The organism is Paenibacillus sp. LBL (assembly GCF_029893715.1).
Lineage (GTDB): Bacteria > Bacillota > Bacilli > Paenibacillales > Paenibacillaceae > Paenibacillus_AQ > Paenibacillus_AQ glucanolyticus.
Window position 1 is genome coordinate 228200 of the sequence record NZ_JARXYU010000003.1, and the last position, 14554, is coordinate 242753.

8 protein-coding genes are annotated in these 14554 nt (G+C 51.0%); 6 read left to right on the forward strand and 2 right to left on the reverse strand.

Annotated features, from left to right (window positions below; genetic code table 11):
* Nucleotides 1-5 precede the first annotated feature (5 nt).
* The 4 genes from M2277_RS09465 (at nt 6) to M2277_RS09480 (ending at nt 9066) form a co-directional block, all read left to right on the forward strand.
* Complete coding sequence (locus M2277_RS09465; protein WP_006207705.1) at nt 6-959, forward strand: ABC transporter permease; 954 nt, start codon at nt 6-8, stop codon at nt 957-959.
* 182 nt (nt 960-1141) lie between these two features.
* A complete protein-coding gene (locus M2277_RS09470) occupies nt 1142-7402 on the forward strand; it encodes a 5'-nucleotidase C-terminal domain-containing protein (RefSeq protein WP_280754661.1) in 6261 nt (2086 codons plus the stop codon).
* A gap of 192 nt (nt 7403-7594) precedes the next feature.
* Nucleotides 7595-8083 carry an RNA polymerase sigma factor gene (locus M2277_RS09475; RefSeq protein ID WP_280754662.1) on the forward strand — a complete coding sequence of 163 codons (489 nt, stop codon included), beginning with the start codon at nt 7595-7597 and terminating at the stop codon, nt 8081-8083.
* Nucleotides 8083-9066, forward strand: a complete 984-nt coding sequence (locus M2277_RS09480; protein ID WP_006207709.1) for a hypothetical protein — start codon at nt 8083-8085, stop codon at nt 9064-9066. Before M2277_RS09475 ends, M2277_RS09480 begins: the two co-directional genes overlap by 1 nt.
* A gap of 28 nt (nt 9067-9094) precedes the next feature.
* Here M2277_RS09480 and M2277_RS09485 read toward each other — a convergent pair whose 3' ends face one another.
* The gene (locus tag M2277_RS09485; protein WP_006207710.1) at nt 9095-9964 is read right to left on the reverse strand and encodes an AraC family transcriptional regulator; all 870 of its coding nucleotides are present in this window, start codon (nt 9962-9964) and stop codon (nt 9095-9097) included.
* Between the two features lie 159 nt (nt 9965-10123).
* Here M2277_RS09485 and M2277_RS09490 point away from each other — a divergent pair, with 159 nt between their 5' ends.
* Nucleotides 10124-11443: a sulfatase-like hydrolase/transferase gene (locus M2277_RS09490; RefSeq protein ID WP_006207711.1), complete on the forward strand. Its 1320-nt coding sequence runs from the start codon at nt 10124-10126 to the stop codon at nt 11441-11443.
* Between the two features lie 116 nt (nt 11444-11559).
* Here M2277_RS09490 and M2277_RS09495 read toward each other — a convergent pair whose 3' ends face one another.
* Nucleotides 11560-13476 (reverse strand): beta-N-acetylhexosaminidase, encoded by a 1917-nt coding sequence (locus M2277_RS09495; RefSeq protein WP_006207712.1) that lies wholly within the window; start codon nt 13474-13476, stop codon nt 11560-11562.
* Between the two features lie 408 nt (nt 13477-13884).
* On the opposite strand from M2277_RS09495, the gene M2277_RS09500 reads away from it, so the two are divergent.
* Nucleotides 13885-14337 carry a hypothetical protein gene (locus M2277_RS09500; protein ID WP_006207713.1) on the forward strand — a complete coding sequence of 151 codons (453 nt, stop codon included), beginning with the start codon at nt 13885-13887 and terminating at the stop codon, nt 14335-14337.
* Nucleotides 14338-14554: the final 217 nt, after the last annotated feature.

Consider the following 14554-nt stretch of genomic DNA (forward strand, 5'->3'; position numbering starts at 1 on the left):
GACATATGTGGACAACGATTGAACAGATTTTTCCGTATGCCATCGCTTACACGATCCCGCTTTTGATTACCGCCTTGGGCGCGCTGTTCAGTGAACGAAGCGGAGTCGTGAATATCGGCCTTGACGGGTTGATGATTGTCGGTTCTTTCATCGGAGCTTTTGTTATTTTCAAAATGCAGGCGCAATGGCCCGGCCAATCGTGGGTATTATGGGTAGGGCTGTTAGCAGCGGCCGCAGCGAGTGCGCTGTTCTCTCTGCTGCATGCCTTTGCCAGCATTAACCTCAGTGCCAACCAGATCATAAGCGGAACGGCGATCAACATGATTGCAGGCGCCTTGACGATTTTCCTGGCCCGCAACATTACGGGCAGCGGCAAGATCAGCATCACGAATGGTTTCGCGCCGTTCGATGTGCCTTGGCTGTCGAAGATACCGATCATCGGAGATTTATTTTTTACTAAAACCTATGCTACGACCTGGTTAGTTCTGTTGGTGCTGGTGCTCAGTGCACTGGCATTGTACAGAACACCGTTCGGCCTGCGACTTCGGTCCTGCGGTGAGCATCCGCATGCGGCGGAAGCAGCAGGGATTAAAGTCCAGTCCATGCGGTATGTCGGCGTCATGATCTCGGGGGCTTTTTCCGGGCTTGGGGGAGCTGTTATCCTGTTGACGTATTCTGGCGAATTTACGGGGAACGTTGCGGGACTAGGGTTCCTTGCCTTGGCTTCGCTCATCTTCGGACAATGGAAGCCGCTTGGCATCCTGCTGGCGACCTTGTTCTTCGGGTTTGCCACGACGGTAGCCAACGTATCGCAGGTCATTCCATCGCTGGCGGTGTTCCCACCGGTTATTCTTAAGATTTTCCCTTATGTGGTGACACTAATCGCTTTGGTTATTTTCTCCAAATCCTCGAATGCACCGAAGGCGGTAGGGGAGCCGTTCGATTCAGGTAAACGGTAACGTATACGCAAGGAAATGTAACATAAGTAGAACCTCTGATACGCTTATCCAGATTATGGGTTAGGTCTATCGGAGGTTTTTTTACATAGGGCATACTTTATGTTAGAACTCCCCAAACATATCTGTTATATATAGTTAATAAGGCTACAAAATTTAATAGAATAGAGGAGTGAAAAACCTGAATGCACATTCGATTACATAAGTACCAAAAGCATCTCAGCATGCTTTTGGCCATCGTGATGCTCCTGAGTATCCTTGTTCCTTTCAGTCCCGTGAAGGTTGCGGAGGCTGCTCCCCACAATGATCAGGTTGTCATCAGCCAGGTATACGGGGGAGGGGGAAACAGCGGAGCGCAATATAAGAATGATTTTATCGAGCTGTTCAATCCAACGGGCAGTCCAGTTGACCTCACAGGCTGGAAGGTACGTTATGCCAGCGCGGCCTCGGGTGCATTTAACGGTACAACCTCTTTAAACGGCATTATGGAGCCTTATACCTATCTATTAGTCCAACAGAGTGGTGGCACAACAGGGAATGCTCTGCCGACACCCGATGTTCTAGGATCGCTTAATTTAAGCGGCAGCAACGGAATCGTGGATCTGGTGAATGCGGCGGGAGATCGTATCGATCTCATTGGTTATGGATCAACTGCAATAGAATCTGAAACGAATCCAACGGCAGCTTTGTCCAACGGCACGGCAGCGATTCGCAAAGAATTGACCACTGGTCAATCGGATCGTGGTCTTGATACGGATAACAATGCAGCGGATTTTATCGTTGCGACGCCGGATCCGCGTAACAGTGCAGCTCCTGCAACACCGGTCAATCCGGGGAATGGACTTGGCCTGGTAACGGCTAATCCAGGACCGAATGCTTGGCCAGCCGGAACGGAGATTACGCTAAGTCCTCCTACGGTGGGAGCTTCCGTCTATGCGGATGTGTACTTGTCCGGCGGGAATGGGTCCGGCTTCCAGCTCGTCAATAATCCAATTGTGATCAACGAGCCAACACGAGTGGATGCGTACGCAGCCCAGGAGGGCCAACCGGATGGACCGGTAACCTCGTTCCAATACGATGTTTTAACGCAGAAATCCGTTACGGAAGCCCGCAGCAAGGCAAAAGGCGAGCATGTGTGGACGGAAGGCATCATTACGCATATCGAAGGCAGAGAAACCTATATTCAAGACGACGCGGCCGGTATCGTGCTTTATGACTACCCGCTGAATGCTGGTGTTGGCGACCGGGTCAGTGTGGCAGGCGTGATGGAGATTTACAACAATCTTCAGGAGATCAAACCACACGCCTTGCTGCCGAACAGCGTAACGGGCACCCAAGTGGGATTGCCGCAGGCTCTCCCAATCACCGGGGCTGACCTGTCTCCAGCAACAGGAGAGACATACGAAGCAAGGCTCGTCTCCCTGGAGGATGTAACCATCAAGTCGGAGAACAAGCCGGGTGAGTATACAGCCGAACAGGGCGGGCATGAATTCATTATCTATTCCGGCTTGTCCAAGCTGAAGACAGTTAAATCGTTCAGCCGCGTTACGGGTGTGGTGAAGCAGTTCGGAAGTATTTATGAACTGATCCCCCTGGGTGAGGATGCCTTAATCGAAGAGTTATTCTCTGTGATGGCGAGCCCGGGTGCCGGACCGATTGTTACCGGCGGAAAGGTAACGCTGTCCAGCCCTACGCAAGGTGCAAACATTTATTATACGCTGGACGGATCGGTTCCAACGACATCCAGCACGCAGTACAGCTCGCCAATTCCAATTGACCGTGATACGACTATCAAAGCGATTGTTGTTTCTGGTGTGGATGTGAGCAAGGTATACGAATTTGCCTACAAGGCTACACAGCAGCCGCGCATTGCGGACATTCAGGGGGAAACCCATGCCTCGCCTTACAACGGTCAAACCGTAAAAGATATCGAGGGTGTTGTCACGCAGTACGGCTATACTTTCTCTAACGGCAACATCAAAGGTTTTTATATTCAGGATCCGAAGCCGGATTCCAATCCGAATACCTCTGATGCGATCTTTGTGTATTCTACGGATCCAAGCCGGCCTCAGATCGGAGATTTGGTCAGCGTCACCGGTAAAGTGGCCGAATTTAACGAAGGAAGCTCAAGCAATCTGACATCGACTCAAATTGAGCTGCAATCCTTGAATAATCTGGATCAGGGTCAACCACTGCCAGAGCCTGTTACTTTAGGTAAGGGTGGACGTCCGATTCCGGATGCCATTATCGATAACGACGGGATGACAGCATTCGAGCCGCAGGAAGACGCTATCGATTTCTATGAGTCCCTGGAGGGTATGCGGGTCAGACTTCCGCAGCCAACCATCATTAGTCCGTACTGGACAAGCAGCGGAACGTACAATATCGCGACCCGCGTGGAAAATCATATAGCAGATGTGATTACGCCGGCTGGCGGTCTCGTTCTGAAAGAACAAGGGAATTTCAATCCGCAGCGCCTTATTATTGCCTATGGCAATCCAGGACAGGAAGTAAGCACCGGGGATACGTTTGCTGATGATGTGATCGGTGTGATCGGATACAACAGCGGCAATTTCAAGGTGATTCCGGGCAAAGGCGAATTGCCTGCAATTAACAGCAGCCCATTTCAACAAGAGGTATCCACCATTGATGTGAATGCCGAGCAGCTTCGGGTGGCGACATATAATATCGAGAACTTCTATCCGGGCGTAGGCTCCAGCAAAATCAACAAGCTGGCCGAGTCGATTGTTAGCAGCATCAAGTCCCCGGATATTATCGGGCTTGTAGAAGTGCAGGACAACAACGGTGAGCAGAACAATGGAACCACCGCAGCAGACTTAAGCTACGATGCTCTGATTAAAGCCATTAAGGCAGCAGGAGGCCCAACCTACAGCTTTACCGACATTGATCCGGTTAATAATAATGACGGGGGAGCGCCGGGAGCCAACATTCGTGTCGGATTCCTCTACAACCCGGACCGTGTTCAATTATCGGACAGTGTAAACAACAAAAAAGGCTCTTCCACGGATTCCGTGGCCTATGATGCAGCTAAGGATCAGCTGACCTATAATCCAGGCAGGATTGATCCGCAGAATCCTGCATTTAATGCCTCACGCAAGCCGCTGGCCGCGCAGTTTGAATTCCGGGGCGAGAAAGTGATTGTGATTGCGAATCATTTTAACTCGAAATCCGGGGACCAGGGACCATTCGGAAATACGCAGCCGCCGGTTCTTTCCAGCGAAGCGCAGCGTCATCAGATCGCGGCTGTCGTTAACGGATTTGTTAAGAGCGTGGTAACCGCAAATCCGGACGCAAACGTTGTTGTTCTGGGCGATTTGAATGATTTCCAATTTACGCAGACGGCAACGATTTTGAAAGGGAATGAATTAGATAACCTGATTGATACGCTGCCGCTGAAAGAGCAGTATACGTACACGTATGACGGAAATTCGCAGGTGCTGGATCATATTCTGGTCAGCAAGAACCTGACCCGTTCTACGCAAGTCGATGTAGTGCACCTGAACGCCGATTTCCCGGCTTCCAAGGGCCGCGTATCGGATCATGATCCGGTTGTCGCGCAGATCGATTTGCAAGGAGAGGCCGCTAACGGGTTCCCGCTTACGATCCTGCATACCAATGACACGCATGCCAATCTGGATACCACAAGCTCTCCGAACAACGTTGCTCGCCGGGTCACGGCAATTAAAGAGGCGAGAGCGCATGCGGTCAATCCACTGCTCGTGGATGCGGGGGATGTATTCTCCGGCACACTCTATTTCAACCAATACTTGGGACTTGCGGATCTGGAGTTCATGAATATGGTTCAATATGATGCTATGACCTTCGGGAATCATGAATTCGATAAAGGATCCGAAGTACTGAATGATTTCATTGAGCATGCGAAGTTCCCGTTTGTTTCATCGAACGTGAATTTCTCAGCCGATGCTATATTAAGCCAAAAGTTCAAGAATGAAGTAGCCCGGGATGCCAAGGATGCAACCATCTACCCGGCCATCATCATGGAGGTAGACGGTGAGCAGGTCGGCTTGATCGGTCTTACGACCGAAGACACGGCAAACATCGCTTCCCCTGGAGACGTTACCTTTGATGATGCGGTGCAAAAGGCAAAAGACACCGTCGCGATGCTGAAGAATGAAGGCATCAACAAAATCGTTGTGCTGTCGCACCTCGGTTATGACGTGGATGTCAACCTGGCGAAGCAAGTTGAAGGCATCGACATCATCGTGGGCGGTCATAGTCATACCAAGCTGGATCAGGCGGTTGTAGACCGTTCGGACAGCGAGCCGAAACTGATCGTGCAGACAGGTGAAAAAGGCCAATTCTTAGGCCAGCTAGAGGTCGTATTTGACAACGAGGGCGTTCTGCAGGAGTGGAACAGCCGCCTCATTTCAGTTGACGAGAAAAACAGCAAAGGCGAGTATGTCATTCAGCCGGATACAGAAGCACTTGCCATTTTGAATGCCAAGTACAAACCTGGCGTAGATCAGTTAAAACAAACCGAGGTTGGTACAACGGAAGTGAAACTGAACGGCGTCCGTGCCGATGTGCGCACGAAGGAAACGAATCTCGGAAATCTCATCGCGGACGGAATGCTGGATGCGGCGCAAGCAGCCGGAACGAATGCGGTCATTGCCTTGCAGAATGGCGGCGGAATTCGCGATTCGATTGGAGCCGGCAAAGTTACGATGGGTGACGTAATGACCGTCCTGCCGTTTAACAATGATCTCGTCACCATCACGCTGACGGGCTCCGAGATTAAAGAAGCGTTGGAGAACGGGGTTTCCAAAACCCCGGCCGAGGATGGACGCTTCCCGCATATTGCGGGCATGAAGTTTATCTACGATTCAACCAAACCGGTTGGATCGCGCGTACTGCGTATCGAGGTGAAAGGCAAGAACGGCTACGAGCCGATTGATATGAACAAATCATATGAGGTAGCGACAAATGCATTTACCGCTAAGGGCGGCGATTTCTACGCTTCGCTCGAAAAGGCATATTTGGAAGGGCGCGTGAACCTGCTCTATATGCCTGACTATGAGGTATTCTCGAATTACGTGAAAAAAGTAGGCACCATCACGGACAAGACCTCGGCCGTCGAGGGTCGGATTACAGACCTGAAAGGAGCGCCGCTTCCTGGCGGGCCAGGAGAGCCTGGGACAGGCAACCCTGGGAACCCGGGCACGCCTGGAACTCCAGGACCAACGACGCCTCCAGTGAATCCTACAAACCCTGGCACGACGCCACCGGCGGAAGCAGGCAAGGTGAAGGTTCCGGTTAAAGTGGAGAATGGCGCGGCAGCAGGCTCCGTAACCGGAGCGGCTATGAAGGAAGCGTTGAAGCTGCCTTCAGACGGGAAAGTCACCATTGAGGTTACAAGTGCGCAGCCTATAGAGTCTTCATCCATTACGATTGAGAATGAAGCGCTGCGGGCATGGCTTGATCAATCAAGCGCTCAAGTGCTGAACGTGGTCACTCCATACGGAAGCTACGAGCTTCCGAAGCGGGAGATCAACCTGCAGGCTCTGGCAACTCAAGTCGGATCGGATATAAACAGTATCCAGCTGGTCATTCAACTTGCCGTGGATTCGAATGCTCTTAAATCGGCAGCCTCCAAAGGACATGATGCGCTGCAAGCCCTAAGCTACACGGTAACCGCAACGTCCGGCAGCGGCAAAACCATCACGCTGGATAAGTTCCAATCGTATGTGAAGCGGTCCCTGAATGTTGCCAAGAACTATCGTTCCTCCGAAATTGCGGTTGTTCGGGTTGACGGAACAGGCAGTGAATACACGCCGGTGCCGTTCAAAGTGAATGGTCAACGAATCGATATCTACAGTCAAATGAACAGCACGTACCTGGTTCTTCTGAACCCGGTAACGTTCCAGGACATGGGGACACATTGGTCCAAGGGAGACGTTGAATCCCTTGCAGCGAACATGATCGTGACCGGACGTTCGGAGCAGAACTTTGTTCCGAATGCTCCGATAACCCGAGCCGAATTCGCGGCACTGGTAGTCCGGGCGCTGGGCCTCACGGCCGACACTAAGGCAGTGGCTTTCCAGGATATTGCGTTATCCGACTGGTATGCCGGTGAGATCCAGGCGGCAGCCGATGCCGGCATCATAACCGGATATTTGGACGGCAACTTTAAGCCGAATCGGGACATTACACGCGAACAGATGGCGCTGATGGTATACAAAGCTATGGACTATGCCGGATACCATCAGGCAGACGCGGCAAAAGCCCAATTCGCTGACGCGTCCTCGATCAGCGCATGGTCGCAGGCAGCTGTATATGAATTGGCGGGTCTTGGTATTCTGAACGGGGATCCGAAGCTGCGCTTCAATCCTCAGTCCAGCGCAACCCGAGCCGAAAGCGCCGCTGTGCTTCATCGCATGATTCAGGATTTGACGTATGTAAAATAAACATGCAGTGCATGCGGCTTATGGAGATTGGATGTTCACATCAGTGTTCGTGTTCCAATAAGCGGAGATATTGGTTGGCGAGAAAGAGCTGCCCCTCAGGGGCAGCTCTTTTTTTTAGTTCGTAAAAGCAAAAACAAATGTGACCGATCCACGTCCATAACTGTGTTAAGGGTAAAAGGAGGTCTACACGCGATGCAGATGGATTCGCTCCGGCCGGGCGGAGATTTTACGGAAACCTATGAATTATATGGCAATATGCTTTTTAAAATAGCGATGGTGTACCTTGGGAACAAACAGGATGTAGAAGAAGCTATTCAGGAAACATTCATCAAATTGATGCATAAAGCGCCTAAATTCAGCGACCAGGAGCATAAGAAGGCTTGGCTGATTCGGGTGATAACCAACTATTGCAAGAACATGCAAGGAAGCCTGTGGCGCAGGCGGGTAACCAAAATGGAGCATATGAACGATTATTTTGCTGAGCCATCTGAACGGATGCTGATGGACCATGTCATGAGTTTGCCGTTCAAATATAAGTCGGTCATCCACCTGTTTTATTACGAGGATTATTCTGTTAAGGAGATTGCCGGGATATTGCAGATTAACGAATCCGCGGTCAAGATGCGCCTTCAGCGCGGCAGGAAGCTGCTGCGAATGGACTTGGAAGGAGAGGACGATTGATGAATCGGAATGACTATAACCAATTGATAGATCAAATAGAACCTGACCAAGGATTGGAGGAGCGGCTTATGAATGGAATGAAACAGAATGGGCGCCAAACGCCAAGAAGGAACCGGATGGGGATGGCTGGTGTTAGTGCGGCTGTCATGCTAGGTGTGGTGTTGGTTATTTCGCTCATGTTGAATGGAGAAGATGCTCCAGTTGTCAGCAATACCCCGGTGACTCCCGGGACCGGAGAGAACACGACACCGATCGCTAAGGTCGGTCATGATCCGGTGATCATTCCGAAGATTGAGCTTCCGAGAGAGAGCGGTGTTAAAGCCGACATGATCGGGTTGGTTGTATATCAGGGGAATATCTACACCCATACCAGCACGCGAATATCGCCGGAAACCGCCAAGCAGCTGCGGGGCGACAAGCTGGGACGGTCCCAATCGGGCATTACGGAATGGAGTTCCCCCGACGATTATACGGAACTCGCTTCAACAATAGGAGAAATGGACATCTACTCGGTAAAAGGGTATGACTTGGATTTTAGAATCATGTCCTATGTAGAGCATGATGGGGAGATCTACGCTGAACTGTATGAGCATTTGAATGGGATTACGGTGACCAAGGGCGAGGACTTGATAGGCAAGCTGAATTTAAGGGATCGAATGACATCGGTAAAATGGCAGGATTTTGACAGCTGGAACATGGGGGAGAACAAGCTGCACGATTTTTCCGGCGAGTCGGAGGTGCAAGCCTTCGTCGAGGCCTTGTATGAGGCGAAGCCGATTGCGGCCGATCCTCTATTCGAGCAAGGGATCTACGAGACCGGATCGGGAGAACAGAAATTTCTGTATATTAAGCTCCAGGACGGAACGGAAGTCCAGTTAAGATTGTTCAGAGACGGGGAATATGTAAGATACGCAAACGCTCCTGTATTCTTTCAATTGGATGCCGAGGCTTTCACGGCGCTGTGGGAACGGATGGAAGAGTAGGGCGTTTGTTCAGCGCAATGGCTTCTTCTTATTCGCGTGCCGTCGATGAAGAGCGATGACCTTTTACGAATGCACTCGGCGTCATACCAAAATACCGGGTAAAGGCGCGGGAGAATGTAAACAAATCCGAATACCCAAGAGATAAAGCGGTATGCGTGATGCTGGTTCCCTCAGCGGATAACAGGCGGGTCGCTTTCTCCATAATGAGCTGCTGCATGTAGCGGGACGGAGAGATACCGTATCGGCGGGTAAACGCACGGGTGAAATGACTGCGATGCACACCGGCCCACGCAGCAAGCTCCTCCACAGATAGGTTCTCTGTGCAATAAAGCTTCATATACCCGGGAACGGATTCGAGCCAATCGGAAGCAGACGAAGAAGCCGGATGTCGCTGGTTCCGGTTCGGATCGATGCTGTGGATCAATTGGAAGCCCAGCGACATCAGCTGAAGGCTGTGATCCTGTTGGGGCTGCCGGAGCAATCCCTGAATTTCCTTGATCACCGCCAAGGCACTCTCCCCGAAGGCATTCCGTCGATAGGGCTGCTCGGGGCATAGATCGACATGCTTTAATATGGATGGCATCAATTCGCCCATAAAGGCCGTCCAGGTGATCATCGTAGACGGCTGGTCACAGTCCTTGGCATATGTATAGACCGAGCCGGGGAAGAGGCAGAACAGGTCGCCTGCCGAGAGGGAGACGTTGCGGCCGTCCCATTCAAACCGTACCTTGCCGTAGGCAACGAAATGTATACTATAAAATTCGACGGACCGGGGACCGGCTTTTTCAGTGAAGAAGGGATGGGATCCGGATTTGAATATCCATAGTCCCAGTTGAGTCTCAAAGAAAGCCGGATTGTTAAAGTATTCTTCTCTGGATGGCCGTTGGTTCACTGTCATGCTTTTGCTTCCTCCTTCCAGCTAAACAAGATCACTTTGCTTGATATTGTTAATATGCAACATATTGTATAACGATTGCAAGGATTGGACATTCCGTGTTGATCCGCGACAGGGTACGATATGAGGAACAAGTCGAGCATAGTCGAGGTGAATGGAGATATGAAACAACCGAATTTTGTCATCGTTTATTGTGATGACCTAGGCTACGGGGACCTTGGATGTTATGGTTCGGATTCCGTGAGAACCCCGCATCTGGACGGATTGGCAGATGAAGGCGTTCGTTTTACGAATTGGTATTCGAATTCCCCTGTCTGCTCTCCGTCACGAGCCTCTTTATTGACAGGCAAATATCCGGTCCGAGCGGGAGTCGGTGAAATCCTGGGGGCAAAGCGCGGTTCCCATGGGCTGCCTGCCGCCGAGGTGACGTTGGCCAAGGCGCTTAAGCCTGCCGGGTACAGGACGGCACTTTATGGAAAATGGCATTTGGGCCTGTCCAAGGAAACCAGCCCGAATGCGCATGGGTTCGATGAGTTCTTTGGATTTAAGGCAGGCTGCGTCGATTTTTACTCGCACATTTTTTATTGGGGGCAAGGTCATGGCGTCAATCCCCTGCATGATCTATGGGAAAACGAAACGGAGGTTTGGGAGAACGGCAGGTATATGACCGAACTGATAACAGAACGCTCGGTTGATTTCATTAAGCGGTCACGGGAGCAGGAGGCTCCGTTCTTCTTGTTTGCGTCGTACAATGCGCCCCACTATCCGATGCATGCACCGCAGGAATACATGGACCGGTTTGCGCATTTGCCATGGGATCGGCAGGTGATGGCCGCCATGATTGCGGCGGTGGATGATGGCGTCGGAGAGATTGTGGAGGCGCTGAAGGAAGCCGGCTGTTATGAGGATACGGTCATCTTTTTCTCCAGCGATAATGGGCCGTCTTCCGAGAGCCGTAACTGGCTGGACGGGACGGAAGACATTTATTACGGCGGGAGCGCGGGGATCTTTCGGGGGCATAAGGCAAGCCTGTTCGAAGGTGGAATCCGCGAACCTGCCATACTGAACTGGCCGAACGGATGGGAAGGCGGACAAGTGCGCGATGAGGTCGCGGCCATGATGGACATCGTTCCGACCTTCTTGGATCTGGCGGGCGTCGATCTGGCGGCGGGACCGCTTCAAGGGATTACCCTGGATGGGAGCAGCCTGAAGGAGATGCTGTTCAGGGGCAAGCCGTCACCGCATAAGCAATTGTTCTGGGAGTATCAAGGTCAACTGGCTGTCCGGGAAGGCAACTGGAAGCTGGTGCTGAACGGAAAACTCGATTTCGATCGCGTGGTTCCGGATCAGGTTCATCTGTCCGATCTGTCCAAGGATCCGGGAGAGCGATCCAACTTGGCGGACCGTTATCCCGAGATCGTGGAGCGCCTTAGCCGGGATGTACGAGTCTGGTATGAGGAAGTGCAAAATCAAGGATCTTAAGCGTGGATTAGGGCATATCATCTAAGACTTAGCGATTATGCAAAAAAGCCCCGGTCTCCGGGGCTTTTTCATGATGTGTTGGTGACAAGTATTGCAATTCCAGGCAGCTTGGACCCTTAAAAAGGATTCAGCACATGGTAGAACACGTTCGGCGAAGCCATCCGGTAATAATGGCTGCACCAGCCGACACCCTTGTGGTTGCCGCGGTGGGTCGTGCTGAACACGAGCCGTTCCTGCTCGAGTTCTTCGATTCGTGCCACTCGCCCCTCGGCGTATTCCAGAATGCGGAACGACGCAGTGTCCAGGCGGGTGATAACGCCGCCATAGCGGATGTCGATGACCTCCCAGCCGAAGGGCTTAAACATGCGGTGCCACTGCGTACGGTGGGCGAGACGCAGCTCCTGGACAGCTCTGGAGATGGCAGGCAGCACGTTCTTGGCCATATGTCTTAGGGTATCGTTATCCTTGGCATCATAAGCTTGTTTCAGCAGGATACCGATCTCGCTCTTGCGTTTGAGGACAGCACTCAGCTTCTCCGGCATTTCAAAGAGGTAGTCCAGCTCTGCGCGGCTGTTGCGTTTCCCGCGTATGCTTTGCTCTAACTCGGCATAGTGGTTCGCCAGATCCAGGCCTTCAATCTGCTTGTCGAACATCCCGAGAAGCACGTCCTGATACAGCAGAAATTTCGAAGGATTGCTCTGTTTGGCGTTGTTGGGTTCCTGGCCGGGAATCTCGTCCAGATCCTTCAGTTGCAGGAAGGTTTCCATCTCGATGCCCGTACAGAACTTCACCCGCTCCGCTAATTGCGTCCGGGAAGGCTTCTCTTCCGAATAGGCATGCTCGGCATAGAGCTGGAGGCCAAGCAGGGCTGCAAAGGGATTTCCTTCGTTGCCATCATCGCCCCACATGGTCGCGTATACCTCACGAATTCCTTCCTGCTTGCACACTTGCAACGCCACATCGGAAGCGTTCAGGGACAGACCGTAGTTTACGCCGAACGTGTTAAAAATCCAGACTGCTCCCGCAAACACGAGATTGCAGCCGAGCGGCCGATGATTGGCAATCACCTTTTCGTAATCCTCCGGCTCCATATGGGTATAGTCCCAGTACACCATGTCCACATCCTTCGGAATCTGGCGGGCCATTTCCTCCGGAATCGAGGCTTCCTTATCGTAATACGCCGCATCGCCGCCTCCGCCGGAAGCGAGCTTCAGGAACATGTCGCTCCACATCATCGGTTTCAGGCCGCGCCTTCGAACGGCTGCCAGAACCTTCTCCAGATGGGCGATCATAATATCGAAGCGGCTCACATAGCCGTTGTGATCCAAATATTTGCCTCGTCCAAGCTCCTCCGCTTCGTCCATGCCAATATGAATTTTCTTGCTGCGAAAAGGGGCACTTGCAGCCTCGATCATTCGTTCAATCAGGGCATCCGTTTGCTCGCCGCCAACAAGCAGGGCACCCTTTGTATCACGGTAATGCTTGATGGGCTCCCATTTCAGAAACTCCTCCAGGTGCGCCAAGGTTTGAATGCTTGGAAAAGCCTCAATGCCGAACTGGTCGGCATAATCGTCAATTTCTTTTAGCTCCGCCTGCGTGTAGCGGCCGCGCATGTATCCGAAATAGGGCTCGCCTTTGATCTCGTAGGTATCCTCCATGTATAACATCACGCTGTTCATTCCCATCAAGGCCATCTTGTTCAGCATGAGTTTAAAGCTGTCCACCGTGAGCACGGCGTTCCGGGACAGGTCAAACATCGGGCCGATCTGGTCAAATTGCTGGTTCTCTTGAAGATGGAACGTATCGCTATGGCGGCTATGTTGAATGAGCAAGCCGAGCCCCCGGAAGAATTGATGCTTTCTGCCGTAACGAATGTAAGCTCGGGTATGTTCTCGTCCGACTTGAAGCTCGCCCTCGGACAATGCTACCTCAACCGTGACTCCGCCTTCCCCAAGTTCTACGCCAAGTTCGTCTAGCAGCAGCTGCGCACCGGGCAGTATATCCGATACAGCACCCGCGAAACGAAATTTCATATGAAATCCCCCTGCATCCAAGATTTTGCAAACATTAAACATTATATCATTATAATGTTTAATGTTATGGGAATCGTTGAGGGAAATCAATCCTAAGTTTTGCGAACACTGGTGGTATGGCGGCATAACTCTCTAAAATTTTGCGTAACCATTGCTTGTGTTAAGAGTTAATATATATATGAACAGTAAATATTAGAACAAAAGAGAAGTCTCTTATGCTGCGGCAGTAGCTAATAAGTCCTATGCTGGGGTATTAGCTAATTCCTATACTTGATATAACGTCACATATCCTAGACAGCCGGTAAAACAGCATGGGGATCATTCAACAGATCATCCGAATCATCATCAAAACATTATTATCTAGAAGTTCAATAGTCTTGCAAAGTTAACCACACATGGGGGATCTATATGAAAAAAATAATCGTAATCTCATTTCTGATGCTGACCATGATTCTGGCATCAGCTTGTTCTCGCAACGAGGAACCTGAAACCATTCCAGACAAAGCAAATTCCGATGCTCCTTCCGGATTCAGCAAAACATCCGTGATGATGGACAAAGTATATACAGATGCCGAGGAGGAAAATGGATGGTGGGTTGTCCCAAGGGATGCTGACACAATAACCATTTATGTGGAGGCACAGCATGCCGACACTGTGTTATTCTGGTCATCTCCTACAGGAACGGAGGTTGGCAAGGAACGGAAACTCATAGGGTATGATAGTGATGGAGAAGACGGCTGGTCTTTGGTATGGGATATCAAAGACCAATCACTCCATAACCATGTAGATGTTCAGGCTCTAGGCATCGATGGTGTTTCATTAGCCACCGAGACGTTTAATGTGCACACCTTAGAGGAATAAGACATGTCAACCGTTCAAGAAACGGAAACTGCTGAAACGGTTCAATAAGATTGAAGGGGAATCAGCCATACAGTCGCTGTTTCCCTTTATTTGTTATAGCTAGATACTGCTGGATAGAGCTTTGATTCAAGCTAAAAAATACTTTTTAAAAACAGGTCAAAATGTGGTTGACGACCTTGAGATGCGATACTACAATAAGAAATGCAAACGTTTTCAT

Excerpts from the sequence above, each read along its gene's own strand:
- M2277_RS09465 (WP_006207705.1), top strand. The coding sequence starts at position 6 with ATGTGGACAACGATTGAACAGATTTTTCCGTATGCCATCGCTTACACG.
- M2277_RS09495 (WP_006207712.1), bottom strand. The coding sequence starts at position 13,476 with ATGAAATTTCGTTTCGCGGGTGCTGTATCGGATATACTGCCCGGTGCG.
- M2277_RS09490 (WP_006207711.1), top strand. The coding sequence starts at position 10,124 with ATGAAACAACCGAATTTTGTCATCGTTTATTGTGATGACCTAGGCTAC.
- M2277_RS09475 (WP_280754662.1), top strand. The coding sequence starts at position 7,595 with ATGCAGATGGATTCGCTCCGGCCGGGCGGAGATTTTACGGAAACCTAT.
- M2277_RS09480 (WP_006207709.1), top strand. The coding sequence starts at position 8,083 with ATGAATCGGAATGACTATAACCAATTGATAGATCAAATAGAACCTGAC.
- M2277_RS09470 (WP_280754661.1), top strand. The coding sequence starts at position 1,142 with ATGCACATTCGATTACATAAGTACCAAAAGCATCTCAGCATGCTTTTG.
- M2277_RS09500 (WP_006207713.1), top strand. The coding sequence starts at position 13,885 with ATGAAAAAAATAATCGTAATCTCATTTCTGATGCTGACCATGATTCTG.
- M2277_RS09485 (WP_006207710.1), bottom strand. The coding sequence starts at position 9,964 with ATGACAGTGAACCAACGGCCATCCAGAGAAGAATACTTTAACAATCCG.